This is a genomic window from Klebsiella grimontii, assembly GCF_042137965.1.
Classification (GTDB): Bacteria; Pseudomonadota; Gammaproteobacteria; order Enterobacterales; family Enterobacteriaceae; genus Klebsiella; species Klebsiella grimontii.
The window spans coordinates 366,136-392,996 of sequence record NZ_CP169721.1; the positions used below are offsets into that span (position 1 = coordinate 366,136).

At 56.6% G+C, this 26,861-nt stretch carries 20 protein-coding genes; 15 read left to right on the plus strand and 5 right to left on the minus strand.

All coding sequences use genetic code 11. From position 1 onward, the window contains the following. Nucleotides 1-14: 14 nt before the first annotated feature. On the minus strand, nucleotides 15-335 hold the full coding sequence (locus ACE3MN_RS01670) for a DUF2756 family protein (RefSeq protein ID WP_004870201.1): 321 nt from the start codon (nucleotides 333-335) through the stop codon (nucleotides 15-17). 121 nt (nucleotides 336-456) lie between these two features. Between ACE3MN_RS01670 and ggt the strand changes: the two genes are divergently transcribed. Next, on the plus strand, nucleotides 457-2,199 hold the full coding sequence (ggt, locus tag ACE3MN_RS01675) for a gamma-glutamyltransferase (RefSeq protein ID WP_004870203.1): 1,743 nt from the start codon (nucleotides 457-459) through the stop codon (nucleotides 2,197-2,199). 50 nt (nucleotides 2,200-2,249) lie between these two features. Here the strand turns inward: ggt and yhhY are convergent, their stop codons facing one another. Further along, nucleotides 2,250-2,741, minus strand: a complete 492-nt coding sequence (yhhY, locus tag ACE3MN_RS01680) for an N-acetyltransferase (protein ID WP_004870206.1) — start codon at nucleotides 2,739-2,741, stop codon at nucleotides 2,250-2,252. 249 nt (nucleotides 2,742-2,990) lie between these two features. Continuing rightward, nucleotides 2,991-3,629 carry a polymer-forming cytoskeletal protein gene (locus ACE3MN_RS01685; protein WP_004870209.1) on the minus strand — a complete coding sequence of 213 codons (639 nt, stop codon included), beginning with the start codon at nucleotides 3,627-3,629 and terminating at the stop codon, nucleotides 2,991-2,993. Nucleotides 3,630-3,861: 232 nt separating this feature from the next. Here ACE3MN_RS01685 and ACE3MN_RS01690 point away from each other — a divergent pair, with 232 nt between their 5' ends. The 11 genes from ACE3MN_RS01690 to glgP all read left to right on the plus strand — a co-directional run bounded on the left by ACE3MN_RS01690 (nucleotide 3,862) and on the right by glgP (nucleotide 20,112). Then, nucleotides 3,862-4,899: an oxidoreductase gene (locus ACE3MN_RS01690; RefSeq protein WP_004870212.1), complete on the plus strand. Its 1,038-nt coding sequence runs from the start codon at nucleotides 3,862-3,864 to the stop codon at nucleotides 4,897-4,899. Nucleotides 4,900-5,020: 121 nt separating this feature from the next. Then, entirely contained in the window at nucleotides 5,021-5,716 is a 696-nt protein-coding gene (locus ACE3MN_RS01695) for a pirin family protein (RefSeq protein WP_024359821.1), read from the plus strand. A 114-nt stretch (nucleotides 5,717-5,830) separates the two neighbouring features. Continuing rightward, nucleotides 5,831-6,826, plus strand: a complete 996-nt coding sequence (gene gntR, locus ACE3MN_RS01700) for a gluconate operon transcriptional repressor GntR (RefSeq protein ID WP_004106498.1) — start codon at nucleotides 5,831-5,833, stop codon at nucleotides 6,824-6,826. A gap of 180 nt (nucleotides 6,827-7,006) precedes the next feature. Then, a complete protein-coding gene (gene gntK, locus ACE3MN_RS01705) occupies nucleotides 7,007-7,537 on the plus strand; it encodes a gluconokinase (RefSeq protein WP_004126110.1) in 531 nt (176 codons plus the stop codon). Then, complete coding sequence (gene gntU, locus ACE3MN_RS01710; RefSeq protein ID WP_004126107.1) at nucleotides 7,537-8,877, plus strand: gluconate transporter; 1,341 nt, start codon at nucleotides 7,537-7,539, stop codon at nucleotides 8,875-8,877. Before gntK ends, gntU begins: the two co-directional genes overlap by 1 nt. Nucleotides 8,878-9,326: 449 nt before the next feature. Further along, entirely contained in the window at nucleotides 9,327-10,433 is a 1,107-nt protein-coding gene (gene asd / locus ACE3MN_RS01715) for an aspartate-semialdehyde dehydrogenase (protein WP_004126104.1), read from the plus strand. Between the two features lie 247 nt (nucleotides 10,434-10,680). Beyond that, complete coding sequence (gene glgB, locus ACE3MN_RS01720; RefSeq protein WP_375364242.1) at nucleotides 10,681-12,867, plus strand: 1,4-alpha-glucan branching enzyme; 2,187 nt, start codon at nucleotides 10,681-10,683, stop codon at nucleotides 12,865-12,867. Beyond that, entirely contained in the window at nucleotides 12,864-14,840 is a 1,977-nt protein-coding gene (gene glgX, locus ACE3MN_RS01725) for a glycogen debranching protein GlgX (RefSeq protein ID WP_375364243.1), read from the plus strand. Before glgB ends, glgX begins: the two co-directional genes overlap by 4 nt. Before the next feature lie 80 nt (nucleotides 14,841-14,920). Beyond that, the gene (glgC, locus tag ACE3MN_RS01730) at nucleotides 14,921-16,216 is read left to right on the plus strand and encodes a glucose-1-phosphate adenylyltransferase (RefSeq protein ID WP_004126094.1); all 1,296 of its coding nucleotides are present in this window, start codon (nucleotides 14,921-14,923) and stop codon (nucleotides 16,214-16,216) included. Beyond that, a complete protein-coding gene (gene glgA, locus ACE3MN_RS01735; RefSeq protein ID WP_375364244.1) occupies nucleotides 16,216-17,649 on the plus strand; it encodes a glycogen synthase GlgA in 1,434 nt (477 codons plus the stop codon). The genes glgC and glgA overlap by 1 nt, the downstream gene beginning before the upstream one ends. Before the next feature lie 15 nt (nucleotides 17,650-17,664). Further along, nucleotides 17,665-20,112, plus strand: a complete 2,448-nt coding sequence (glgP, locus tag ACE3MN_RS01740; RefSeq protein WP_049087561.1) for a glycogen phosphorylase — start codon at nucleotides 17,665-17,667, stop codon at nucleotides 20,110-20,112. Nucleotides 20,113-20,164: 52 nt separating this feature from the next. Here the strand turns inward: glgP and glpD are convergent, their stop codons facing one another. Beyond that, nucleotides 20,165-21,673, minus strand: a complete 1,509-nt coding sequence (gene glpD / locus ACE3MN_RS01745; protein WP_024359826.1) for a glycerol-3-phosphate dehydrogenase — start codon at nucleotides 21,671-21,673, stop codon at nucleotides 20,165-20,167. 212 nt (nucleotides 21,674-21,885) lie between these two features. On the opposite strand from glpD, the gene glpE reads away from it, so the two are divergent. The 3 genes from glpE to ACE3MN_RS01760 are packed head-to-tail and all read left to right on the plus strand — an operon-like array spanning nucleotide 21,886 to nucleotide 23,883. Beyond that, nucleotides 21,886-22,215 (plus strand): thiosulfate sulfurtransferase GlpE, encoded by a 330-nt coding sequence (glpE, locus tag ACE3MN_RS01750; protein WP_004126086.1) that lies wholly within the window; start codon nucleotides 21,886-21,888, stop codon nucleotides 22,213-22,215. A 59-nt stretch (nucleotides 22,216-22,274) separates the two neighbouring features. Further along, on the plus strand, nucleotides 22,275-23,105 hold the full coding sequence (glpG, locus tag ACE3MN_RS01755; RefSeq protein WP_049100366.1) for a rhomboid family intramembrane serine protease GlpG: 831 nt from the start codon (nucleotides 22,275-22,277) through the stop codon (nucleotides 23,103-23,105). A 19-nt stretch (nucleotides 23,106-23,124) separates the two neighbouring features. Further along, on the plus strand, nucleotides 23,125-23,883 hold the full coding sequence (locus ACE3MN_RS01760; protein ID WP_024359827.1) for a DeoR/GlpR family transcriptional regulator: 759 nt from the start codon (nucleotides 23,125-23,127) through the stop codon (nucleotides 23,881-23,883). A gap of 168 nt (nucleotides 23,884-24,051) precedes the next feature. Here the strand turns inward: ACE3MN_RS01760 and malT are convergent, their stop codons facing one another. Further along, nucleotides 24,052-26,757, minus strand: a complete 2,706-nt coding sequence (malT, locus tag ACE3MN_RS01765) for an HTH-type transcriptional regulator MalT (RefSeq protein ID WP_004870255.1) — start codon at nucleotides 26,755-26,757, stop codon at nucleotides 24,052-24,054. Nucleotides 26,758-26,861: the final 104 nt, after the last annotated feature.

Consider the following 26,861-nt stretch of genomic DNA (forward strand, 5'->3'; position numbering starts at 1 on the left):
GCGTCAGGCGGCCCTTACGGGGTCGTCTGGCGCTGCAGCATCCCACCGTTGGTGTTTGGCAGAGGCTGCTGCCGGTTCAGGTTGTCATTCTGCTGTACCCGCTGCCGGTCGTTATTCAACTGCGTCTGCAGATGCTGCTGCTGCGCGCGCGACTGGTTCTGAATACTCTGTTTCAGATTGTTTTGCTGCTGCATTTGCTGGGTTTGCATCTGATTTTGCATCCGCTGCTGGCTGGGCACCACGTACCCCGGCTGATTGGGGTTATTGTCGATATTGATCGGCTGCGCCAGGACGCTCAGCGGCAGCAGCGCCGCCAGATATAACATAGCTTTCATTGTTCTCTCCTCCCTTTCATGGGATCTCTTAAGTTTACCCTCTTTCCGGCACAACAATGATTTTTTAAGACTTATCATCCAGGATTATGGGTAAATAAAAACATCATTCAGGAGTATGACAATGATAAAAACAACGTTCTGGCGTCAGGTGGTTATCGCTGCGTTGCTGGCGGGCGGCAGTTTTACCGTCGCGGCAAATCCCGCTCCTCCGCCGGTGTCTTATGGTGTAGAGGAAGATGTTTTTCATCCGGTCCGCGCTCAGCAGGGGATGGTGGCCTCGGTGGACGCGCTGGCAACGAAGGTCGGCGTGGATATTCTGCGTCAGGGCGGCAACGCGGTGGATGCCGCCGTGGCGGTGGGCTACGCGCTGGCGGTTACCCATCCGCAGGCCGGTAATATCGGCGGCGGCGGCTTTATGATGCTGCGTACCAAAGACGGTAATACCACGGCGATCGACTTCCGCGAGATGGCGCCGGAACAGGCTACCCGCGATATGTTTCTCGACGACCAGGGCAACCCGGACAGTAAGAAATCGCTGACCTCGCATCTGGCTTCCGGTACGCCGGGTACCGTGGCCGGCTTCTCCCTGGCGCTGGAGAAATACGGCACGATGCCGCTCAACAAAGTGATTCGCCCGGCGATTAAGCTGGCCGAAGAGGGCTTCACGGTCAACGATGCGCTGGCCGATGACTTGAAAACCTACGGTAGCGAAGTGATCCCCGACCATGCCAACAGCCGGGCTATCTTCTGGAAAAACGGCGAGCCGCTGAAAAAGGGCGATAAGCTGGTGCAAAAACAACTGGGGAAAAGCCTGGAACTGATTGCCGAGCTGGGACCGGACGCGTTCTATAAAGGCGTGATTGCCGACCAGATTGCCGCTGAGATGAAGAATCACGGCGGGCTTATCACCAAAGCGGACCTGGCGAATTACAAAGCGGTCGAACGTATGCCGGTGAGCGGCGAATATCGCGGCTACCAGGTGTTCTCAATGCCGCCGCCTTCATCCGGCGGCATTCATATCGTGCAGATCCTGAATATCCTGGAAAACTTCGATATGCATAAGTACGGCTTCGGCAGCGCCGATGCCATGCAGGTGATGGCGGAAGCTGAAAAACACGCCTATGCCGACCGTTCGGAATACCTTGGCGATCCGGACTTCGTCAAAGTGCCGTGGCAGGCGCTGACCAGCAAAGCGTACGCCAAATCGATTGCTGAACAGATTGATATCAATAAAGCGAAGCCGTCGAGCCAGATCCGTCCCGGCAAGCTGGCGCCGTACGAAAGCAATCAGACCACCCATTTCTCGGTGGTGGATAAAGACGGTAACGCCGTTGCGGTGACCTATACGCTGAATACGACCTTTGGCACCGGCATCGTGGCGGGGAACTCCGGCATTCTGCTGAATAATCAGATGGATGATTTCTCGGCTAAACCCGGCGTGCCGAACGTCTACGGGCTGGTGGGCGGTGACGCCAACGCCGTCGAGCCGAAAAAGCGCCCGCTGTCGTCGATGTCGCCAACGATTGTGGTGAAAGATGGCAAAACCTGGCTGGTAACCGGTAGTCCCGGAGGCAGCCGCATAATCACTACCGTACTGCAGATGGTGGTGAATACCATCGATTTTGGAATGAACGTCGCGGAAGCCACTAACGCTCCGCGCTTCCATCATCAATGGCTGCCGGATGAACTGCGGGTGGAGAAGGGATTCAGCCCGGATACGCTGAAGCTGCTGGAGAGCAAGGGGCAGAAAGTGGCGGTGAAAGAGGCGATGGGCAGCACCCAGAGTATTATGGTTGGCCCGGATGGCACGCTGTACGGCGCATCCGATCCGCGTTCCCCGGATGATTTAACGGCAGGGTATTAGGTTTACCCTCACTCCGACCCTCTCCCTGCCGGGAGAGGGTTAGTTGAGCGTCACCCCTTCAGCCGCGCCATAAAGTAGGCATCGACATATTCGCCGTTGCGCAGGGCGTATTTCTTGCCGGTCCCTTCGACAATAAAGCCAAATTTGCGGTAAAGCGCTACCGCGGAGGGGTTATCCGTAAACACGGTTAACTCAATGCGATCGACGCGCAGCCAGTTATCACAGAGATTAATCATCTCGCGCATCAGCGCGCTGCCTACCCCACGACCGTGCGCCTGCGCGGCAACGCTAACGCCGAAGGTCGCGACGTGACTGCGGCGAGGATTGGGCTCCACGCTGAGCTTAAGATGGCCCACCACCTGTTCGTCGATTGTCGCGACCAGATGACGGCTACCGGGTTTCGGTTGCAGGCGTTCCTGCCACATTTCCATAGAAGGATGAGGAAGCTGTAGCGTGTCGTGATAGACCTCCGGAAGCGCAGTCATCTGGCGTAAAGGTTCCGCATCTCGTGGCTCGGCGTGGCGTATCACTATGTCGCTCATTCTTCATTTTCCTTTTTGGGTTAATCGTCCCTTTAAACATCACTGACTTTAAAAAAGGGATCAACGACTATTTTTTGCAAAAAGGAGTAGACAAGTGCGAATGAGAATGATTATTATTGCTCTGCATTCAGGGAGACCCTTGCGGAAAGCCTGAAAGCACGACATTGCTCACATTGCTTCCAGTATTACTTTAGCCAGCCGGGTGCTGGCTTTTTTTTTTGCTTTTTTTCCGCCGCGCCCGGATGGCTGCTACTGCGCCTCAATCTTATCTTTAGTTTCAATAGCGGTATCCGCGATAAACCCCACGACGTTGCTCTTATCTGCCGCCGGCAGCAGTTCTGCCTGGCCGGAAAAAACACCGCCCTTTTTGATGGTCAGCGTGCGGTAGGCCAACGTGCCGGTAACGTTGCCGTTCTTATCGATTTCAATCGTCTCGCTGCGGCACTGGCCGATGACGCAGCCGTCGATAACCAGCTCGCGGCAAGTGATATTCCCCTCTACCAGACCGCCGGTCATGATCTTAATTTGACTCTCGCGCGCGTCGATATTGCCGCTTACGGTGCCGTAAATATCGACGTCTCCCTCGGCGATAATGTTTCCGTCAAAGCGGATACCGCTGGCGATAACCGTGGTGGCCGGTTTTCGGGCCACGGCGGATGGAGATTCACCGTTGAGTACCGCCGTATTCACCGCCGGTGGCGTAGCTTCAATGATTTTGTTTTTTTTAAACATATGGTTAATCCGCTGATATTGAAAATGAAAAACGAAGGAGGATAAGGAGAAAGAGCCCGATAGCCAGGCCAGATACGTGGATTCGAAGCACCAGGCCATCAGGCCAAGCAGCCAAAAGAGAAGGGCGCTATTTAAGGCGATATATTTGCTTTCCATGCGAACGAGATGGCTACTCCTTTAGTCATCGTATTTTGGGAAACGGTGGGCGCGCTGGATAAAAAACGTTCTTTTCCCGAGGGGTCCTCTTATCCAGAATTTAGCCCGCAGGGTCAATAAATTTGCGCGCTAAATTTAACATTTAAGAATTTGTCACACTCATTGAAGGGGTTAAGTTTGCAGCCAGCTTGCGCTATGGTTAACAGCAGAGACCTTAAATAAGGATAGCGTTATGACTTTGCACTGCGCATTTATTGGATTTGGCAAAAGCACCACCCGCTACCATCTTCCCTATGTCCTGCATCGAAAAGACCGCTGGCACGTGGCGCATATCTATCGCCGCAGCGCAAAGCCGGAAGAACAGGCACCGCAGTATTCGCACATCCACTTCACCAGCGACCTCGACGAAGTGCTTAACGACCCGCAGGTCAAACTGGTGATTGTCTGCACCCACGCGGACAGCCATTTTGCCTATGCGAAACGAGCGCTGGAGGCGGGCAAAAATGTGCTGGTTGAAAAGCCCTTTACCCCGACGCTTGAGGAGGCAAAAACGCTATTCGCCCTGGCGAAAAGCAAGGGACTGACGGTCACGCCGTACCAGAATCGTCGTTTCGACTCCTGCTTCCTGACCACTAAGAAAGTGATTGAGAGCGGAAAGCTTGGCGAGATCGTCGAGATTGAAAACCATTTCGACAACTATCGTCCGGTAGATGGAGGGAAGCCCGGGCTGCCTCAGGACGGCACGTTTTACGGCCTGGGCGTCCATACCCTGGACCAAATTATCTCCCTGTTCGGTCGCCCGCACCATGTCTCTTACGACATCCGTAGCCTGCGCAACAAAGCCAACCCGGACGATACCTTTGAGGCCCAGCTGTTCTACGGCAACCTGAAGGCGATTGTCAAAACCAGCCATCTGGTGAAGCTGCCCTACCCAAAATTCATCGTCCATGGCCATAAAGGTTCGTTTATTAAATACGGTATCGACCAGCAGGAGACCAGCCTGAAGGCCAATATTATGCCGGGCGAGCCGGGATTCGGCGCGGATGAGACGGTTGGCCTGCTGGAGTACGTCAATGAGGCGGGTGAAACCGTACGGGAAGAGATCCCGCTTGAAAGCGGCGACTATGGGCGGGTCTATGATTCGCTGTATGAAACCCTGGTTAACGGTCAGCCAAATTTCGTCAAGGAATCTGAAGTTCTCACAAACCTGGAGATCCTCGAACGCGGCTTTGAACAGCCATCACCTGCCACAATTACCCTTAGCCGATAAGCCATCATGGCTCCTCTGTACTCATTCATATTTTTTGAACAGAGGAGTCAATTTTCACCCTCTATGATCGTTTGGCGATTGGGTCCACACTGAGTCCATCGAAAACATACGGGGGTGCAACATGATCTATTTACGCAAAGCTAACGAACGCGGCCACGCTAACCACGGCTGGCTGGATTCCTGGCATACTTTCTCTTTCGCGAACTATTACGACCCTAACTTTATGGGCTTCTCGGCGCTGCGGGTAATCAATGACGACGTGATTGATGCCGGCCAGGGCTTCGGTACCCATCCGCACAAGGACATGGAAATCCTGACCTACGTGCTGGAAGGCGCCGTTGAGCACCAGGACAGCATGGGGAATAAAGAGCAGGTGCCGGCGGGCGAGTTCCAGATCATGAGCGCGGGTACCGGAGTTCGTCACTCTGAGTACAACCCAAGCGCCACGGAAAAACTGCATCTGTACCAGATCTGGATTATGCCGGAAAAAAATGGCATCACGCCGCGCTACGAACAGCGCCGCTTTGACGCCGCGCAGGGCAAACAGCTGGTACTGTCGCCGGATGCTCGTGAAGGTTCGCTGAAGGTGTACCAGGATATGGAGCTGTACCGCTGGGCGCTGCTGAAAGATGAGCAGTCGGTGCACCAGATTGCCGCTGAACGTCGGGTGTGGATCCAGGTGGTGAAAGGTGAAGTCACCATCAACGGAACGAAAGCCACCACCAGCGATGGCCTGGCAATTTGGGACGAGCAGGCGATTTCCGTACACGCCGACAGCGATAGCGAAATTCTGCTGTTCGATCTGCCGCCCGTCTGATCGTTCTCCGATCGGGTCTAAATAAATTGCGCAACCTTTCCGGATGTTAGGGAAGGTTGCGCTTTGTCCGTGATAAACTGGGAAAATGTTTCCCCGTTGATCGCAGTCAGGACGATGAAAAAGAAAAGACCCGTACTTCAGGATGTAGCCGATCTTGTCGGCGTGACCAAAATGACGGTCAGTCGCTATTTACGTAACCCGGAACAGGTTTCCGAAGCGCTGCGTGGCAAGATAGCCGTTGCTCTCGATGAACTGGGTTATATTCCTAATCGCGCCCCTGACATCCTCTCTAATGCCACCAGCCGCGCCATTGGCGTGTTGTTGCCCTCGTTAACCAACCAGGTTTTCTCAGAAGTGCTGCGCGGTATTGAAAGCGTGACTGACTCTTTCGGTTACCAGACGATGCTGGCGCACTACGGCTATAAGCCGGAAATGGAAGAAAAACGTCTGGAATCCATGCTCTCCTGGAACATTGACGGCCTGATCCTCACCGAACGAACCCACACGCCGCGCACCCTGAAGATGATCGAGGTCGCAGGGATCCCGGTCGTGGAACTGATGGACAGCCAGTCGCCGTGTCTCGATATCGCCGTCGGCTTTGATAACTTTGAAGCGGCCCGGCAGATGACCGCGGCGATTATCAATCATGGCCACCGTCACGTAGCCTATCTTGGCGCACGTCTTGATGAACGTACTATCATCAAACAGAAGGGGTACGAGCAGGCGATGCTTGATGCCGGGATGACGCCCTACAGCGTGATGGTTGAGCAGTCTTCCTCTTATTCCTCGGGGATTGAGCTGATGCGCCAGGCGCGTCGTGAATATCCGCAGCTTGACGGCATATTCTGTACCAACGATGACCTTGCGGTCGGCGCGGCGTTTGAGTGCCAGCGCCTGGGGCTGAAAATCCCTGACGATATGGCGATTGCCGGTTTCCACGGCCACGATATCGGCCAGGTGATGGAGCCGCGTCTGGCCAGCGTGCTGACGCCGCGCGAGCGGATGGGGCGGATTGGCGCAGAACGTCTGCTGGCGCGGATACGCGGTGAAGCGGTGACGCCTAAGATGTTAGATTTAGGTTTCACATTGTCACCGGGCGGATCTATTTAAACTGACAAATTTGAAGTAGATCACACATATTCACATCTGGCACGAATGGTTATTGCTTCTCCACAACTCCGGCATGACAATGTTACCGATAACAGTTACCCGTAACAATCAATCTGTACGCCAGTATTTCACGCCGTTAAACGCTGCCAGCTGCGCGTATGTGTCCAGTGGGAGGAAGCTTTGAGCACGACTAACCATGATCACCACATCTATGTCCTGATGGGCGTTTCCGGCAGCGGCAAATCCGCTGTCGCCAGCGAAGTGGCGCATCAACTGCACGCCGCGTTTCTCGACGGCGACTTTCTGCATCCGCGCAGCAACATCAACAAGATGGCTTCCGGCGAACCGTTAAATGACGATGACCGCACCCCGTGGCTGCAGGCGCTGAACGATGCCGCGTTTGCCATGCAGCGTACCAATAAAGTGTCGCTGATTGTCTGCTCCGCCCTGAAAAAGAGCTATCGCGACATCCTGCGTAAAGGCAACCCGAACCTCTCTTTTATCTACCTGAAAGGCGATTTCGAGGTTATCGAACAACGTCTGAAGGCGCGTAAAGGCCACTTCTTTAAAACCCAGATGTTGGTTACGCAGTTTGAAACGCTGCAAGAGCCGGGCACGGATGAAAACGATGTTTTAATCGTCGATATCGACCAGTCATTGGAAGGCGTGGTCGCCAGCACCATTGAGGTGATCAACAAAGGCAGTAAATAGTGAGTACATTAACGCTTGTTTTAACAGCAGTCGGCTCCGTTTTGCTGCTGCTGTTTTTAGTGATGAAGGCGCGTATGCATGCCTTCGTGGCTTTGATGGTGGTTTCTATTGGAGCAGGGCTTTTTTCCGGAATGCCGTTGGACAAGATCGCGGCGACGATGGAAAAAGGCATGGGCGGCACGCTGGGCTTTCTGGCTATCGTCGTCGCGCTAGGGGCAATGTTCGGGAAGATCCTGCATGAAACCGGCGCGGTCGACCAGATTGCCGTCAAGATGTTGAAATCTTTCGGCCATAGTCGCGCCCACTATGCAATAGGCCTGGCCGGCCTTATCTGCGCGCTGCCGTTGTTTTTCGAAGTGGCGATCGTGCTGCTGATCAGCGTGGCGTTCTCAATGGCGCGTCATACCGGTACCAACCTTGTGAAGCTGGTGATCCCGCTGTTTGCCGGGGTGGCCGCCGCGGCGGCGTTCCTGCTGCCGGGGCCTGCGCCGATGCTGCTGGCATCGCAGATGCACGCCGACTTTGGCTGGATGATCCTGATTGGCCTGTGCGCCGCGATCCCGGGGATGATTATTGCCGGGCCGCTGTGGGGTAATTTTATCAGCCGCTACGTTGAGCTGCATACGCCTGACGATATTAGCGAGCCGCACCTCGGCGAAGGCAAAATGCCGTCCTTCGGCTTCAGCCTGGCCTTAATTTTGCTCCCGCTGGTGCTGGTTGGCCTGAAAACCATTGCCGCGCGCTTTGTGCCGGAAGGCTCTACCGCCTATGAATGGTTTGAGTTTATCGGTCATCCGTTTACCGCGATTCTGGTTGCCTGCCTGGTGGCTATCTATGGCCTGGCGGTGCGTCAGGGGATGGCGAAAGACCGGGTGATGGAGATTTGCGGTCATGCGCTCCAGCCAGCGGGCATTATTCTGCTGGTGATCGGTGCGGGCGGCGTGTTCAAACAGGTGCTGGTCGACTCCGGCGTGGGGCCGGCGCTCGGCGAAGCGCTGACCGGGATGGGCCTGCCGATTGCGATCACCTGCTTCGTGCTGGCGGCGGCGGTACGTATTATTCAGGGCTCCGCGACTGTTGCCTGCCTGACGGCCGTCGGTCTGGTCATGCCGGTTATTGAACAGCTGCACTACAGCGGCGCGCAGATGGCGGCGCTCTCCATCTGCATCGCCGGCGGCTCTATCGTCGTCAGCCACGTTAACGACGCGGGCTTCTGGCTGTTCGGTAAGTTTACCGGCGCGACCGAAGCGCAAACGCTGAAGACATGGACGATGATGGAAACTATCCTCGGCACCGTCGGGGCGATAGTCGGTATGATTGCGTTTACGCTGTTGAGCTAAACGCCAAAGTGATAACCCGGCGGAGCGAAGCGATGCCGGGTTAATTTCATGCTCGACTTATATCGAAAACCTTTAGCTTTAACCCTCTCCCGATCTGCCACTATCAGAAATACGATAAACGTCATACGGCTCACAAACCCACGCCACGCCTGGTTTTATCGGTCTTCTCCGCAAGAATAAAACAACCCAATTTCTGCTGTAATCCATAATCTTGATCAATAAAATAGTGGCGGAAAATATTCCCTTCTCAATCTAAATTCCCTGATAATTATTCGGGTATTCCGGGGTGCCAGTGACGGCGGCCGCCAGGCAAAATTAGCTGCGTTACTGATTGCCTGGCAATCATTGATTAATTTCACTTGCGACTTTAGCTGCATTTTGTAATGTGAAGGACTAACCAGTAGGAAACTGGCCTGGAACAAACAGCACACACCTCGCAGGAATACGTTATGAAAAATGTTGGTTTTATCGGCTGGCGCGGAATGGTCGGCTCTGTCCTCATGCAACGCATGGTTGAAGAGCGCGATTTTGACGCCATTCGCCCTGTTTTTTTCTCCACCTCTCAGCTGGGGCAGCCTGCTCCATCCTTTGGTGGCAGTACCGGTGGCACGCTTCAGGATGCATTTGATCTGGAAGCGCTGAAGGCGCTGGACATTATTGTCACGTGTCAGGGCGGCGATTACACCAACGATATTTATCCGAAGCTGCGTGAAAGCGGCTGGCAGGGCTACTGGATTGACGCGGCCTCTTCGCTGCGCATGAAGGACGACGCCATTATCATTCTTGACCCGGTGAACCAGGATGTCATTACCGCAGGTCTGAACAACGGCGTGAAAACCTTTGTCGGCGGCAACTGTACCGTCAGCCTGATGCTGATGTCCCTCGGCGGCCTGTTTGCGCAGGATCTGGTCGAGTGGGTGAGCGTGGCGACTTATCAGGCGGCTTCCGGCGGCGGCGCGCGTCATATGCGCGAGCTGCTGACCCAGATGGGCCAGCTGCACAGCCACGTTGCGGCTGAGCTGGCGGATCCGGCCTCCGCGATCCTGGAGATTGAACGCAAAGTCACCTCGTTGACCCGCAGCGGCGAACTGGCGGTGGACAACTTTGGCGTTCCTCTGGCGGGCAGCCTGATCCCATGGATCGACAAGCAGCTGGATAACGGCCAGAGCCGTGAAGAGTGGAAAGGCCAGGCGGAGACCAACAAAATTCTCGCGACCGCCTCACCGATTCCGGTAGACGGCCTGTGCGTTCGCGTTGGCGCGCTGCGTTGCCATAGCCAGGCGTTCACCATCAAGCTGAAAAAAGAGGTTTCTATTCCGACCGTTGAGGAACTGCTGGCCGCGCACAACCCGTGGGCCAAAGTGGTGCCGAACGATCGTGATATCACGATGCGTGAGCTGACCCCGGCTGCCGTCACCGGCACCCTGACTACCCCGGTGGGCCGCCTGCGTAAACTGAACATGGGGCCGGAGTATCTGTCGGCCTTCACCGTGGGCGACCAGCTGCTGTGGGGGGCCGCCGAGCCGCTCCGCCGCATGCTAAAACAGCTGGCGTAGCCGTCACAAGATGGGAAAAGGGGTGTTGAAACACCCCTTTTTTTTGCGTAATACAAGGAGTAAACGCGAATGTTAGATTTTTCCCAACGGAGGTAACTCAGCCTTGGCTATGCTTTAAGTAAGGAGTCACGCTGTCTCCTTACCTGAAGGTGGGACGGAGCAGGGGGACGCATAACGTGCTGCGCCGTTCAGGTCAAAAAAAGTCGCCGGATACAGGAAAGGGCGACACCTACAACAGGATGAAACCATGTCTAATCGTATTGATAAGGACGTGATTAATGCGCTTATCGCCGGCCATTTTGCGGATCCTTTTTCCGTGCTTGGCATGCATTACGCCGACGCCGGGCTGGAAGTTCGCGCATTATTACCCGATGCCACCGATGTGTGGGTCATTGAACCAAAAACCGGACGCAAAGTCGGCAAGCTAGAATGCCTCGACTCGCGCGGTTTCTTCTGCGGCGTTCTGCCGCGCCGCAAAAATCCTTTTCGCTATCAGCTGGCCGTCACCTGGCACGGGCAGCAGAACCTGATTGATGACCCGTATCGTTTTGGCCCGCTGTTGCAGGATCTCGATGTCTGGCTGCTGTCGGAAGGCACGCATCTGCGTCCTTATGAAACGCTGGGCGCGCATGCCGACACTATGGACGGCGTGGTCGGCACACGCTTCTCGGTTTGGGCGCCTAACGCCCGCCGGGTGTCAGTTGTCGGCCAGTTCAACTACTGGGACGGTCGCCGTCATCCGATGCGCCTGCGCAAAGAGTCCGGCATCTGGGAGCTGTTTGTTCCCGGCGCGCTGAACGGCCAGCTGTATAAATTCGAGCTTATCGATGCTCACGGCAACCTGCGGGTGAAATCCGACCCTTACGCTTTTGAAGCGCAAATGCGTCCGGAGAGCGCCTCGCTTATCTGCGGGCTGCCGGAAAAGGTCGAGCAGCCGCCGGCGCGCAAGCAGGCGAATCAGTTTGATGCGCCGATCTCGATTTATGAAGTGCACCTCGGATCCTGGCGTCGCCACACCGATAATAACTTCTGGCTAAGCTACCGCGAGCTTGCCGACCAGCTGGTCCCGTATGCCAAATGGATGGGCTTTACCCACCTCGAACTGCTGCCGGTTAACGAGCATCCTTTTGACGGCAGCTGGGGCTATCAGCCAACCGGGCTGTACGCGCCCACCCGTCGCTTCGGCACCCGGGAGGATTTCCGCTACTTTATCAACGCCGCGCACGCCGTGGGGCTTAACGTCATTCTGGACTGGGTTCCCGGTCATTTCCCGGCGGATGATTTTGCCCTCGCCTCGTTTGACGGCACCTCGCTGTATGAACACAGCGACCCGCGCGAAGGCTATCACCAGGACTGGAATACCCTGATCTACAACTATGGCCGTCGCGAGGTCAGCAACTACCTGGTCGGCAATGCGCTGTACTGGATCGAGCGCTTTGGCATTGACGCGCTGCGGGTCGATGCGGTGGCGTCGATGATTTATCGCGACTACAGCCGCAAACAGGGCGAGTGGGTGCCGAACGAGTTCGGCGGTCGGGAAAACCTTGAAGCGATTGAGTTTCTGCGTAATACCAACCGCGTGCTGGGCGAACAGACGCCGGGCGCGGTGACGATGGCGGAAGAGTCGACCGATTTTCCCGGCGTTTCCCGTCCTTCCTCCACCGGGGGGCTGGGTTTCTGGTTCAAGTGGAACCTCGGCTGGATGCACGACACCCTCGACTACATGAAGCTGGACCCGGTGCATCGCCGACATCATCACGACAAGATGACCTTCGGTATGCTCTACAACTACACCGAAAACTTTGTCCTGCCGCTCTCGCATGATGAAGTGGTGCACGGCAAAAAATCGATACTCGACCGCATGCCGGGCGACGCCTGGCAGAAGTTCGCCAACCTGCGCGCCTACTACGGCTGGCTGTTTGCCTTCCCGGGTAAAAAGCTGCTGTTTATGGGCAATGAGTTTGCTCAGGGGCGCGAGTGGAACCACGATGCGAGCCTCGACTGGCATCTGCTGGAGGGCGGCGACAACTGGCACCACGGGGTCCAGCGGCTGGTGCGCGACCTCAACCATACCTATCGTCACCACAAAGCGCTGCATGAGCTGGATTTCGACCCTTACGGTTTCGAATGGCTGGTGGTGGACGATCACGAGCGCTCGGTGTTTATCTTTGTTCGTCGCGACAGGGCGGGCAATGAAATCATCGTCGCCAGCAACTTCACTCCGGTGCCGCGTCATGAGTACCGCTTTGGCATCAACCAGCCCGGCCGCTGGCGTGAAGAGCTGAACACCGACTCCATGCACTACCACGGCAGCAATACCGGCAACGGCGGGGTCGTTGAAAGCGAAGCGATCGCCAGCCACGGTCGTGAGCACTCCCTCTCCATTACCCTGCCGCCGCTGGCGACGGTGTGGCTGGTGCGGGAGGCGCAATGATCGCACTCACGGCAGGAAAGCCCGCGCCTTTAGGGGCCAGCTACGACGGTAAAGGCGTGAATTTCGCGCTCTTTTCCGCCCATGCGGAGCGGGTGGAACTCTGCGTGTTTGACGACCAGGGCAATGAGCGGCGCGTCGATATGCCCGCGCGCAGCGGCGATATCTGGCACGGCTGGCTCGCCGATGCCGGGCCTGGCTTGCGCTACGGCTATCGCGTCCACGGGCCCTGGGACCCGGCGCAGGGACACCGCTTCAACCCGGCCAAGCTGCTGCTCGACCCCTGCTGCCATCAGGTGGCGGGCGGGCTGCCTGACGATGAGCGTCTGCACGGCGGCGACTTCGCTCCCGACAACCGCGACAGCGCGGCGATAGCGCCGAAGTCGCGGGTGATCGACCTGCATTACGACTGGCGCGGCGATAAGCCGCCGCGCACGCCGTGGGGCCAGACGGTGATTTATGAAGCCCACGTCAAGGGGCTGACGTATCTGCACCCCGATCTACCGCAGAATATCCGCGGCACCTACAAAGCGCTCGGTCACCCGGTGATGATCGATTACTTCCGCATGCTTGGCATTACTGCACTAGAGTTAATGCCGGTGGCGCAGTTCGCCAGCGAACCGCGCCTTCAGCGGATGGGGTTAAGCAACTACTGGGGCTACAACCCGCTGGCGATTTTCGCCCTCGACACTCGCTACGCCAGCGCGCCGGAACAGGCGTTAAATGAGTTTCGCGATGCGGTTAAAGCGCTGCATGCGGCGGGCATTGAAGTGATCCTTGATGTGGTGCTCAACCATAGCGCGGAGATAGACCTGGAAGGGCCGACCTTCTCCCTGCGCGGAATCGATAACCGTAGCTATTATTGGATCAGGGAAGACGGTGATTACCACAATTGGACCGGCTGCGGGAACACCATCAACCTCAGCCACCCCGGCGTGGTGGAGTATGCCCGCCAGTGCCTGCGCTTTTGGGTCGATGAGTGTCACGTCGACGGCTTTCGTTTCGACCTGGCCTCGGTGATGGGGCGGACGCCGGCGTTTCGTCAGGATGCGCCGCTGTTTGAGGCCATCCGTAACGATCCGCGCCTGGCGGAGGTGAAGCTGATCGCGGAACCCTGGGATATCGGCCCCGGCGGCTACCAGGTGGGGAATTTTCCGCCGCTGTTCGCTGAGTGGAACGACCATTTCCGCGATACCGCGCGTCGTTTTTGGCTGCAGCAGAGTGTCTCGCTGGGCGACTTCGCTCAGCGTTTTGCCGCCTCCAGCGACGTCTTTCAGCGTCACGGACGAGCACCTGCGGCGGCGGTGAATCTGGTCACCGCCCATGACGGTTTTACCCTGCGCGACTGCGTTTGTTTCAATCAGAAACACAATGAGGCGAACGGGGAGGAGAATCGCGATGGGACTAACAATAACTACAGCAACAATCATGGTATAGAAGGATTAGAAGGGAGTCTTGCCGTGATTGAACGGCGTCGTGCCAGCGTTCACGCGCTCCTTGCGACGCTGCTGCTGGCGCAGGGAACGCCGATGCTGCTGGCGGGTGACGAACACGGTCACAGCCAGCATGGCAACAATAATGCTTACTGTCAGGACAATGCGTTGACCTGGCTGGACTGGAACCATACTAACCGCGGGCTGACCGCGTTCACCGCCGCGTTAATTCATCTGCGCCAGCGTATTCCGGCTTTAACCGAGAATCGCTGGTGGCAGGAGGGAGACGGCCGCGTTCGCTGGTTAAACCAACAAGCGCAGCCGCTGTCCGCCGATGAATGGCAGCACGGTGCGCCGCGTATGCAGATCATATTGTCCGATCGCTGGCTGATGGCGCTCAACGCCACCGCCGAGGTGGCGGAGATGGTTTTACCTGCGGGGGAATGGCGCGCCATTCCACCTTTCGCCGGAGAGGATAATCCGGTCACTATGGCTGTCTGGCATGGGCCCGCGCACGGAGTGTGCGTATTTCAAAGGTCGTAACCTCGAGGCTTCCGGTTGGTCTCGAAGCGACGGCGCGGCGAGAAGGGCAGGCAAGCTGGGGAGTAAAAAAGGAGTTAATTATGGTTGGGGTAGAAAAGAACGATCCGTTGATGCTGGCGCGTCAGTTGCCGATCAAATCCGTTGCGCTGATCCTTGCCGGGGGACGTGGTACCCGTCTGAAGGATCTGACCAATAAACGCGCGAAACCTGCTGTCCATTTTGGCGGCAAGTTCCGCATTATCGATTTTGCGTTATCTAACTGTATTAACTCAGGCATTCGCCGTATCGGCGTCATCACCCAGTATCAATCGCATACGCTGGTGCAGCATATCCAGCGCGGCTGGTCGTTCTTCAATGAAGAGATGAACGAGTTTGTTGACCTGCTGCCCGCCCAGCAAAGGATGCAGGGCGAAAACTGGTATCGCGGCACGGCGGACGCGGTGACGCAGAACCTCGACATCATTCGTCGCTACAAGGCGGAGTACGTCGTTATCCTCGCGGGCGACCATATTTACAAACAAGACTACTCGCGGATGCTTATCGACCACGTCGAAAAAGGCGCGCGTTGCACCGTCGCCTGTATGCCGGTGCCTATTGAAGAAGCACGGGCGTTCGGGGTGATGGCGGTGGACGAGAGCGATAAGATTATCGATTTCGTCGAAAAGCCGGCTAACCCTCCGGCGATGCCGGGCGATGCCAGCAAATCGTTGGCGAGTATGGGTATCTATGTCTTTGATGCGGATTACCTTTATGAGCTGCTGGAAGACGACGATAACGACGAAAGCTCCAGCCACGATTTTGGTAAAGACATCATCCCGAAAATCACTAAAGCTGGCATGGCTTATGCACATCCTTTCCCGCTCTCCTGCGTACAGTCCGATCCGCAGTCTGAACCCTACTGGCGCGATGTTGGGACCCTGGAAGCGTACTGGAAAGCCAACCTCGATCTGGCTTCGGTGACCCCGGAGCTGGATATGTACGACCAGAACTGGCCGATTCGCACCCATATGGAGCCTTTGCCACCGGCAAAATTCGTTCAGGACCGCTCGGGTAGCCACGGGATGACCCTGAACTCGCTGGTCTCCGGGGGCTGTATTATCTCTGGTTCGGTGGTCGTGCAGTCGGTGCTGTTCCCGCGCGTGCGGGTGAATTCATTCTGTAACATTGATTCGGCAGTTTTGTTGCCAGAGGTTTGGGTTGGCCGTTCGTGCCGCCTGCGTCGCTGCATTATTGACCGCGCCTGCGTGATCCCGGAAGGTATGGTTGTTGGGGAGAACGCGGAAGAGGATGCACGCCGTTTCTACCGCTCGGAGGAAGGTATCGTGCTGGTCACCCGCGACATGCTGCGGAAATTGGGGTACCCACAGGAGCGCTAATGCAGGTATTACATGTATGTTCAGAGATGTTCCCGCTGTTAAAAACCGGTGGACTGGCGGATGTGATCGGCGCGCTGCCTGCAGCGCAAATCGCAGGGGGCGTCGACACGCGCGTGCTGCTGCCCGCGTTTCCCGATCTTCGTCGTGGCGTAACGGATGCGCAGGTGGTGACGCGCCGGGAGACCTTTGCCGGGCGCATCACTCTGCTGTTCGGGCACTTTAACGGCGTGGGCATCTATTTGATTGATGCCCCGCATCTCTACGATCGGCCAGGGAGCCCTTACCACGATACCAATCAGCACGCCTATACCGACAATGTGCTGCGCTTTGCGCTGCTGGGATGGGTAGGCAGCGAGATGGCCTGCGGCCTGGATCCTTTCTGGCGCCCTGATGTTGTTCACGCCCACGACTGGCATGCGGGCCTGACGGCGGCCTATCTGGCGGCGCGCGGTCACCCGGCTAAGTCGGTCTTTACGGTGCATAACCTGGCCTACCAGGGGATGTTCTATTCGTGGCATATGAACGACATTGAACTGCCGTGGTCGTTCTATAACGTTCATGGCCTGGAGTTTAACGGCCAAATCTCTTTTCTGAAGGCTGGCCTCTATTACGCCGACCATATTACGGCGGTCAGTCCAACCTATGCCCGTGAAATCACCGAGCCGCAGTTCGCTTATGGGATGGAAGGGCTGCTGCGTCAGCGTCAGCACGAGGGCCGCCTCTCCGGGATCCTCAACGGGGTGGATGATCATATCTGGAATCCGGAAAGCGACCTGCTGCTGGCCGCGCGCTATGACCGCGATCGGCTGGAAGAAAAAGCGGAGAATAAACGCCAGCTGCAAATCGCCATGGGGCTGAAGGTGGACGACAAAGCGCCGCTGTTTGCCGTTGTCAGCCGTCTGACCAGCCAGAAAGGGCTGGATCTGGTGCTTGAAGCGCTGCCGGGCCTGCTTGAACAGGGCGGCCAGCTGGCGCTGCTGGGGGCGGGCGATCCGGTGCTGCAGGAGGGGTTCCTTGCCGCCGCGGCTGAACATCCGGGCAAAGTTGGCGTACAGATTGGCTACCATGAAGCCTTCTCGCACCGCATTATGGGCGGCGCCGATGTGATTCTGGTGCCGAGCCGTTTTGAACCGTGCGGCTTAACCCAGCTGTACGGCCTGAAGTACGGCACGCTACCGCTGGTGCGGCGTACCGGCGGCCTGGCGGACACCGTTTCCGACTGCTCGCTGGAGAACCTCGCCGATGGCCTGGCTACCGGCTTTGTGTTTGAAGATAGCAACGCCTTGTCGCTGCTGCGGGCGATTCGACGCACGTTCGTTCTGTGGTCGCGCCCATCGCTCTGGCGCTACGTCCAGCGTCAGGCGATGAATATGGATTTTAGCTGGCAGGTTGCCGCGAATTCTTACCGCGAACTTTATCAACGCTTGCTGTAACCAGGAGCCAAAGCTATGAATGTACCTTTTAGCTACTCGTCACCCACCCTGAGCGTTGAGGCGTTAAAGCACTCTATTGCTTATAAGCTGATGTTTATCATCGGCAAAGACCCGGCTATCGCTAACAAGCATGAATGGCTCAACGCCACGCTGTTCGCCGTTCGCGATCGTATGGTTGAGCGCTGGCTGCGCTCAAACCGCGCGCAGCTCTCTCAGGAAGTTCGCCAGGTTTACTACCTGTCGATGGAATTTTTGATTGGCCGTACGTTGTCCAACGCGCTGTTATCGCTCGGCATTTATGAGGATGTGAACAGCGCGCTGGAAGAGATGGGGCTGAACCTTGAAGAATTAATTGATGAAGAAAACGACCCGGGCTTAGGCAACGGCGGTCTTGGTCGCCTGGCGGCCTGCTTCCTCGATTCGCTTGCGGCGCTGGGGTTACCGGGCCGCGGCTACGGTATTCGCTACGACTACGGGATGTTTAAGCAGAATATCGTCGATGGGCGGCAGAAAGAATCCCCGGATTACTGGCTGGAATACGGTAACCCGTGGGAGTTCGAGCGCCATAATACGCGCTACAAAGTGCGCTTCGGCGGACGCATTCAGCAGGAAGGTAAATACTCCCGCTGGGTGGAGACCGAAGAGATTATTGCCGAAGCCTATGACCAGATTATCCCTGGCTTCGACACCGACGCCACCAACACGCTGCGCCTGTGGAGCGCCCAGGCCAGCAGCGAGATCAACCTCGGTAAATTCAACCAGGGCGACTACTTCGCGGCGGTGGAAGATAAAAACCATTCCGAGAACGTGTCGCGGGTACTCTATCCGGATGACTCGACCTATTCAGGACGCGAGCTGCGCCTGCGGCAGGAGTACTTCCTCGTTTCAGCGACGGTGCAGGACATCCTCAGCCGCCACTACCAGTTGCATAAAACCTACGCCAACCTGGCGGACAAAATCGCGATTCACCTCAACGACACGCATCCGGTGCTGTCGATTCCGGAGCTGATGCGCCTGCTGATTGACGAGCATAAGTTTAGCTGGGATGAGGCGTTTGAGGTGACCTGCCAGGTCTTCTCCTATACCAACCATACCCTGATGAGCGAAGCGCTGGAGACCTGGCCTGTCGATATGCTGGGTAAAATCCTGCCGCGTCATTTGCAGATTATCTTCGAGATCAACGACTATTTCCTGAAAACCCTCCAGGAGCAATACCCCAACGATACGGCGATGCTGGGCCGGACGTCGATTATCGACGAGTCTAACGGTCGTCGCGTACGCATGGCGTGGCTGGCGGTGGTGGTGAGCCACAAGGTCAACGGCGTGTCGGAGCTGCACTCCCGGCTGATGGTCGAGTCGCTGTTCGCCGAATTTGCCAAAATCTTCCCGATGCGCTTTACCAACGTCACGAACGGCGTGACTCCGCGCCGCTGGCTGGCGCTGGCGAATCCGCCGCTATCGAAAGTGCTGGATGAAAATATCGGCCATACCTGGCGCACGGATTTGAGCCAGCTGAAGGAGCTGGAGCAGCATATTGACTATCCGAAGGTCAACCAGGCGGTGCGTCAGGCTAAGCTGGAAAACAAGCAGCGGCTGGCGAACTACATTGGTCAGCAGCTTAATGTGGTAGTGAATCCGAAGGCGCTGTTTGATGTGCAGATCAAGCGTATTCACGAGTACAAACGTCAGCTGATGAACGTGCTGCACGTGATTACTCGCTACAATCGCATTAAGGCCAACCCCGACGCCGAGTGGGTGCCGCGGGTGAATATCTTCGCCGGAAAAGCGGCGTCGGCTTACTACATGGCCAAACATATTATTCATTTAATTAACGACGTCGCGGCGGTGGTGAATAACGATCCGCAGATTGGCGATAAGCTGAAAGTGGTGTTTATCCCTAACTACAGCGTCAGCCTTGCGCAGCTGATCATTCCGGCGGCGGATCTCTCCGAGCAGATTTCGCTGGCGGGAACGGAGGCCTCCGGGACCAGTAATATGAAGTTCGCGCTTAACGGCGCGTTAACCATCGGTACTCTGGACGGCGCTAACGTTGAGATGCAGGAGCACGTAGGGGCGGATAATTTCTTTATCTTCGGTAATACGGCGGAAGAGGTGGAGGCCCTGCGTGCCGACGGCTACAAACCGCGTGATTACTATGAGCAGGATGAAGAGCTGCACCAGGCGCTGACGCAGATCGGCACCGGCCTGTTCAGCCCATCGGAGCCGGGCCGCTATCGCGATCTGCTGGATTCGCTGATCAACTTCGGCGACCACTATCAGGTGCTGGCGGATTTCCGTAGCTACGTGGATTGTCAGGATAAGGTGGATGAGCTGTATCTTCACCCGGAAGAGTGGGCCAACAAAGCAATGCTCAATATCGCCAATATGGGCTACTTCTCTTCTGACCGTACGATCAAGGAGTATGCCGACCATATCTGGCATATCGATCCGGTACGCTTGTAACGGGTTAGCCATAACAAAACGGGGCCACCAGGCCCCGTTGCTATTTACGGTTTTACGACGCTAACGACAGTTCAGACTTTCCCGCGTGCTGCGCCAGCCACTCGCTGATACGCGCCTGCTGCTCGGCATTCAGCCACATACCTTGTTTGGTCCGGCGCCAGATAGCGTCGTCCAGACGGCGTACCCACTCGTGTTCTACCAGATAGCGCAGCTCGGCTTCATAAAACTCGTGGCCGAAATCTTCGCCCAGATCGGCAAGTGAAGTCGCTTCGCCGAGGATCCACTCGCTATTGCTGCCGTAAGTCCGCGCATAGTGGCGGGCCATCGATTCGCTAATGAACGCGAAGCGCCGGCGCAGCTTCGCCGCGTAGTCGTCACGATCGCCGCCGATATCGCCGCCGGGCAGTACCGCGGTTTTGGTCCATGCCGGGCCGATGCCTTTGTAGTAAGGCGTCAGTTTTTCCAGCGCATGCTCGGCCAGCTTACGATAGGTCGTGAGCTTGCCGCCAAAGACCGACAGCAGCGGAGCCTGTCCGTTTTCATCGTGAATATCGAGAGTATAATCACGGGTGATCGCCTGCGGTGAGTCGGATTCATCGTCGCACAGCGGGCGCACGCCGGAGTAGGTCCAGACAATATCGTCCCGCGTGAGCGTCTTTTTAAAGTGGGCGTTATAGACGTTCAGCAGATAGTTAATCTCTTTACCGTCGATCGCCACGGCTTTTGGGTCGCCTTTATATTCAACGTCAGTGGTGCCGATGATGGAGAATTCATCCATCCACGGGATCACAAAAACAATACGCTTATCTTCATTTTGCAGGATATAGGCCTGCTTCTGCGCATGCACGCGCGGTACGACGATATGGCTGCCCTTAATCAAACGGATACCGTAAGGTGAGCGCAGGTGCATCCCTTCGTCGAAGAACTGTTTAACCCACGGGCCGGTGGCGTTAACCAGACCGCGCGCCTGCCAGGTAAACCTCTCGCCGCTATCAATATCTTCCGCTTCAACAATCCACAAACCGTTTTCACGTTTTGCCGAGATGGCGCGGGTACGGGTACGCACTTCCCCGCCTTTACGCACAACCATCTGGGCGTTGGCCAGCACCATGCGTGCATCGTCGACCCAGCAGTCGGAATATTCGAAACCGCGCACGATTTCAGGTTTAAGTACCGATTCTGTGCCAAAACGCAACCCGGTTGAGCTGGGTAAACTGGTGCGCTTGCCCAGATGATCGTACATAAACAGGCCAATGCGGATCATCCACGCCGGGCGCAGGTGCGGACGATGCGGTAAACGAAAGCGCATCGGAAAGGCGATGTGCGGGGCCATTTTTAACAATACTTCACGTTCGGCCAGCGCTTCGCTCACCAGGCGGAACTCATAGTGTTCAAGGTAGCGCAGCCCGCCGTGAATCAGCTTTGAGCTGGCGCTGGATGTGGCGCAGGCCAGATCGTTCGCCTCCAGCATCAGCACGGATAAACCACGCCCTGCGGCGTCTGCCGCGATACCGGCACCGTTGATGCCTCCCCCTATCACAATCAGATCTTTGGTTTCCACGCTCGCCACCTCTTACACTTTCGTTTAAGCTCATAAATGTTCGATATCGCTCAATATAGCAAACAATCGCGCTATTGGTAACATCAAAAAAACATTTCAGAGTGATGCGTGTAACATATTGGCGTTTATTTAGCGCCAGGCTGTACACTAGACGCTAAAATCCAGGGCGTTTCGCCGCCTGCCTGTATATCCGTATATAAAGAAGAGAGCTTATGGATCGCTTTGAATGTATTAACGTAGAAGAAGCCCACCAGAAAATGCACCAGCAGACGGCGGTGCTGGTCGATATTCGCGACCCGCAAAGCTATGCGATGGGCCACACGCCGGGCGCATTTCATCTGACTAACGATACGCTGGGCGCGTTTATGCGCGACAACGATTTTGATACGGCGGTCATGGTGATGTGCTATCACGGCAACAGCAGCAAAGGCGCCGCGCAGTATCTGCTTCAGCAGGGCTACGACAAGGTTTATAGCGTGGATGGCGGGTTTGATGCCTGGCATCGGCATTTCCCGGCGGAAGTCGCGCATGGCGCACTTTAGGCGTTAGCGTCGGTTGTGGCTATAATATCTCCCTTTGTGTGGAATAAGCGATCCGCTGCATGTTAATGATTACCTCTTTTGCCAACCCGCGCGTGGCCCAGGCGTTTGTCGACTATATGGCGACGCAGGGGATTATTCTGACTATTCAGCAGCATACGCAGAGCGATATCTGGCTGGCCGATGAGTCCCAGGCCGGACGCGTGCAGGCCGAGCTGGCCCGTTTTCTGGAAAATCCCGCCGATCCGCGTTACCTCGCCGCCAGCTGGCAGTCGGGGCACACCAACAGCGGGCTGCACTACCAGCGCTTCCCCTTTTTAGCGACGCTTCGCCAAAACGCCGGGCCGTTTACCTGGAGCGTGCTTATCGCCTGCATCGCCGTCTTTGTCCTGCAAACGGTCATTGGCGATCGGCCGGTCATGCTGCTGCTGGCCTGGCCCTACGATCCTTCGCTGAAATTTGAAGTCTGGCGCTACTTTAGCCATGCGCTCATGCACTTCTCGCTGATGCATATTCTGTTCAACCTGCTATGGTGGTGGTACCTCGGCGGAGCGGTAGAAAAGCGCATTGGCAGCGGCAAGCTGGTGGTGATTACCGTAATCAGCGCCTTGCTGAGCGGCTTTGTTCAGCATCAGTTTAGCGGACCGTGGTTTGGCGGACTGTCCGGCGTGGTCTATGCGCTAATGGGCTATGTCTGGCTGCGAGGCGAGCGCGATCCGCAGAGCGGCGTTTATTTACAGCGCGGCTTGATACTCTTCTCTTTAGTGTGGTTAATTGCTGGCTGGTTTGATGTTTTCGGCATGTCGATTGCGAACGGCGCGCACGTGGCCGGTCTGGTGACCGGGCTGGCGATGGCGTTTGTTGATACGCAGAATGTGCGAAAACGAACGTAGAGATTCCCAGGGATATTTCATGAAACAAACACAACGTCATGACGCGATTATCGAGCTGGTAAAAAAACAGGGATACGTCAGTACCGAAGAGCTTGTCGAGCAGTTTGCCGTCAGCCCGCAGACCATTCGCCGCGATCTGAATGACTTAGCCGATCAGAAAATGATCCTGCGTCATCACGGCGGCGCCGCGCTTCCTTCCAGCTCGGTGAATACTTCCTGGCACGACAGGAAATCGACCCAGACCCAGGAAAAAGAGCGCATCGCCCGCAAGGTGGCGAGTGAAATCCCCGACGGCGCGACGCTGTTTATCGATATCGGTACCACGCCGGAAGCGGTAGCCCATGCGCTGCTTAACCATAACGATCTGCGTATCGTCACCAATAACCTCAACGTCGCCAATACGTTGATGGTGAAAGAGGACTTCCGCATTATCCTTGCCGGCGGCGAGCTGCGCAGCCGGGATGGCGGTATCATCGGTGAAGCCACCCTGGACTTTATCTCCCAGTTTCGTCTTGATTACGGCATTCTCGGCATCAGCGGTATCGACACCGATGGCTCACTGCTGGAGTTCGACTACCATGAAGTGCGCACCAAGCGGGCGATTATTGAAAACTCCCGTCACGTGATGCTGGTCGTTGACCATTCTAAGTTTGGCCGTAACGCGATGGTCAATATGGGCAGCATCAGTATGGTTGATGCGGTCTACACCGATGTAATGCCGCCGGCCGGCGTGCTGAAGGTGATTACCGACAATAATCTTCAGCTGGAGCTGTGCTGATTCATTAACATTTCCCGCGGCAGACCAACGCGCGCCGCACGGCGTGATGCCGCGGGTGATACGTCACACGCTTATCTTCGGTGATGGAGAGGGAGAACGCCAGGCGGAGGGACATTTTCCGCCGGCGATGAATCAGGGTGGCGATGCATAAGGCCAGCCGATAGCGGCTTATACGCCGTATCCCATCATTTTCAACAGCTGCTGGGCATGCTGAACGGCATCCTGGCGGTGCGCCACGCCCAGCTTCTGATACAAATTGCGAATATGCGTTTTGATGGTGGTGGCGGCCACGTCCAGCTCACCGGCGATCTGCTCGTTGCTGTAGCCGGAATAGATGAGCCCCAGCACCTGCCATTCGCGCTGGGTCAGCGGGCTGGTACGGATAAGTTCCGGCACTTCCGGATGGTTCAGCAGCCGCTCGACGAAGCTCTCGTCAAAGTGGGCGAACTTATGGCGATGATGCTGGTTGATATCGCGCAGAATACGCTGGGCGCGGTGCTGCTCCAGCTCCGGCAGCGTATTGAGCTGAATCAGCTGGCGCAGCTGCTGCGCCATCGCTTCGCCTTCAATGACAAAATGATTGATAAACCCGGTGCGGTTGGCGAGGGTGAGCGCTTCCAGCAGCGCTTTCTGCGCTTCGCTCTTACGCCCGGCCTGCCAGTAGAGCTGGTTGAGCAGCAGCAGGTTGCGGTTCAGATCGCTCATCAAACGCAGCGAGCGGGCGTTATCGTTTAACTCATCCAGCACCATTTCGGCGGAATCAAAATCGCCGAGCAGAATTTGCGCGCGGGCGATATTGCGCCACTGGCTCTGCAGGAAGTGGTTATTGGCGAACTCCGGTTTTGGCGTCTGGCGCAGCCAGTTCGCCGCGGCGGCCTTGTCGCCGATCATCTGCCAGTAGATCACCCGCACTTTATCGGCATTGGATACCCAGTCGCTATGGTAATGACCGTTGCCCAACAGGTTTTCCAGGCGATTCAAATGGCTGCGGGCGTTATCCAGATCGCCGCGCGCCAGCGAGCATTGCACCATCAGCGTCAGGCACTGCAGCTGCTGCTGCGGTTGATAGGAGGAGAGTACGTTCATGCCGCTGCGCGCGGAGGTTTCCGCTTCATCCAGCCGCGCCCAGGCCCACAGCAGCTGGGAACGAATACGCAGCAGGAACTCATGCATCGGCAGCTGTTCCAGATGCTGTTCGCGAATGAGCTGGAACGCTTTTTCCTGAATTTCCCAGGCGGCCTGCAGGAAGCCCTGCGCGAAGAGAATTTCGCTTTGCTGGATCATGCTCCATAACGCGTAGTGCCAGACGTCATGACGGCGGGCCATCTGTTCCGTCTGCTGCATGACCGCCAGCGATTTGCTCAGCTGGCCTTTGCAGTGCAGAACTTCGCCGTGTACGGATGTGGCAACGATGCGGCTGTAGTAGCTGGCCAGCGGCAGTTCATCAAGGGCCACCATCGCCAGGCGCTCGGCTTCGTCCTGATCGCCGGCGTTGATCGCCACCTGGGCACGCAGGGCGTTGAAATCACCGTGCATGGCGGTGTCCATTTCTGTATCCATCTCCTGCTCGGCGCGCGCCAGCAGGGTATTGACTTCGCTATAGCGGTGCTGGCTCTGCATCAGCCAGGCCTGCAAAAGAATCAAACGCGGGTTTTCCAGCAGGTTTGACCACGGCAGCGCGGCGAGGGACTGTTCCAGCAAACTCAGCTCGCTGTGGTTAAACATGCCCCACGCGTGGTTGAGCAGAATATCGCGCAGCATTTTGGCGTCGCCCGCGGCCAGGGCGTGATGAATCGCTTCGCTCGGGAAGCCTTGGGCCATCCAGCTCTCAGCGGCCGCACGGTGAATTTCCGGCAGTTCGACCGCCAGCTCCCACTGGCAGCGCTGGCGCAGGAAGTTGCCGAATAGCGGATGGTAGCGGAACCATTCGCCGGAGTCGTCCATCCGTTGCAGGAATAATCCCTGACGCTCAATTTCTTCCAGCTGCATCTGGCCATTCTCTTCGCCGGTGACGCGGACGATGAGCGCATCGTTCATTGAGCGCAGCAGCGAGCTTTTCAGCAGGAAGTTACGCGTCCGCGGGTCAACGTTATCCAACACCTCATCGACCAGATAGTCAGAAAGATGGCTGGCGTTTATACCGGCAAGACGGCGGGCGGAGTGATGGGCGGAAGTATTGTTCTGACGCGCCGAGAGGGCAATCAGCTGCAGCGCGGTGGCCCAGCCGGCAACATCGTCGCACAGCCTTTTGCTATCGTCGGCCTCAATAGGCGAACTGAGACGACAGTCGAAAAACTGTTTCGCTTCCTGATGGGTAAAAGCCAGCTGTTGGCTGCCGATTTCCAGCAGCTGATCGCGCACGCGCAGGTTGGCGATGCCCAGCTGCGGCAGATTACGCGACAGCACCACCAGCGTCATATTTTCCGGCTGATGGCGGAGGAAGAAACGCATCGCATCATGAATAACCGGATTGGTGATCAGATGATAATCATCAATCACCAGGAATAACGGGCGCTGCCAGTCGGCCAGCTCAATAAACAGTTGCGCAAAGAGAGAGGGCAGGCTGGCGTACTGGCGCTTTTGCACCATCGCTTCGCTGGCCGCACAGTGGCCGCCGGTGGCCTGCTGAACGGCGGCGATAAGATAGCTGGCAAAACGCTCCTGTTGGTTATCGCCTTCATCCAGCGAGAACCAGCCGAGATCGTTTTTCCCCGCAGCCCATTGAGAAACGAGCGTGGTTTTACCGTATCCAGCCGGACTGGTCACCAACGCGAGACGATAATTGTTCGCGCCGGAAAGTTTCGCCAGCAATCGCTCACGAACCACAGTGTGTTCAAGGCGGACCGGGCGACTTAATTTAGACGGAATCAACATAGTTCTTCATTTCGCTGTGCAAGGGAGGAATTGCGAATTTTTTTGCGCTTCGTAATTAATATCCAATAAGGTCGGCCATAATGAATTTTATTGCAAGTTATGTC

Coding starts and splice junctions, on each gene's coding strand:
- ACE3MN_RS01670 (WP_004870201.1), bottom strand. CDS start 335: ATGAAAGCTATGTTATATCTGGCGGCGCTGCTGCCGCTGAGCGTCCTG.
- ggt (WP_004870203.1), top strand. CDS start 457: ATGATAAAAACAACGTTCTGGCGTCAGGTGGTTATCGCTGCGTTGCTG.
- yhhY (WP_004870206.1), bottom strand. CDS start 2,741: ATGAGCGACATAGTGATACGCCACGCCGAGCCACGAGATGCGGAACCT.
- ACE3MN_RS01685 (WP_004870209.1), bottom strand. CDS start 3,629: ATGGAAAGCAAATATATCGCCTTAAATAGCGCCCTTCTCTTTTGGCTG.
- ACE3MN_RS01690 (WP_004870212.1), top strand. CDS start 3,862: ATGACTTTGCACTGCGCATTTATTGGATTTGGCAAAAGCACCACCCGC.
- ACE3MN_RS01695 (WP_024359821.1), top strand. CDS start 5,021: ATGATCTATTTACGCAAAGCTAACGAACGCGGCCACGCTAACCACGGC.
- gntR (WP_004106498.1), top strand. CDS start 5,831: ATGAAAAAGAAAAGACCCGTACTTCAGGATGTAGCCGATCTTGTCGGC.
- asd (WP_004126104.1), top strand. CDS start 9,327: ATGAAAAATGTTGGTTTTATCGGCTGGCGCGGAATGGTCGGCTCTGTC.
- glgB (WP_375364242.1), top strand. CDS start 10,681: ATGTCTAATCGTATTGATAAGGACGTGATTAATGCGCTTATCGCCGGC.
- glgX (WP_375364243.1), top strand. CDS start 12,864: ATGATCGCACTCACGGCAGGAAAGCCCGCGCCTTTAGGGGCCAGCTAC.
- glgC (WP_004126094.1), top strand. CDS start 14,921: ATGGTTGGGGTAGAAAAGAACGATCCGTTGATGCTGGCGCGTCAGTTG.
- glgA (WP_375364244.1), top strand. CDS start 16,216: ATGCAGGTATTACATGTATGTTCAGAGATGTTCCCGCTGTTAAAAACC.
- glgP (WP_049087561.1), top strand. CDS start 17,665: ATGAATGTACCTTTTAGCTACTCGTCACCCACCCTGAGCGTTGAGGCG.
- glpE (WP_004126086.1), top strand. CDS start 21,886: ATGGATCGCTTTGAATGTATTAACGTAGAAGAAGCCCACCAGAAAATG.
- glpG (WP_049100366.1), top strand. CDS start 22,275: ATGTTAATGATTACCTCTTTTGCCAACCCGCGCGTGGCCCAGGCGTTT.
- ACE3MN_RS01760 (WP_024359827.1), top strand. CDS start 23,125: ATGAAACAAACACAACGTCATGACGCGATTATCGAGCTGGTAAAAAAA.
- malT (WP_004870255.1), bottom strand. CDS start 26,757: ATGTTGATTCCGTCTAAATTAAGTCGCCCGGTCCGCCTTGAACACACT.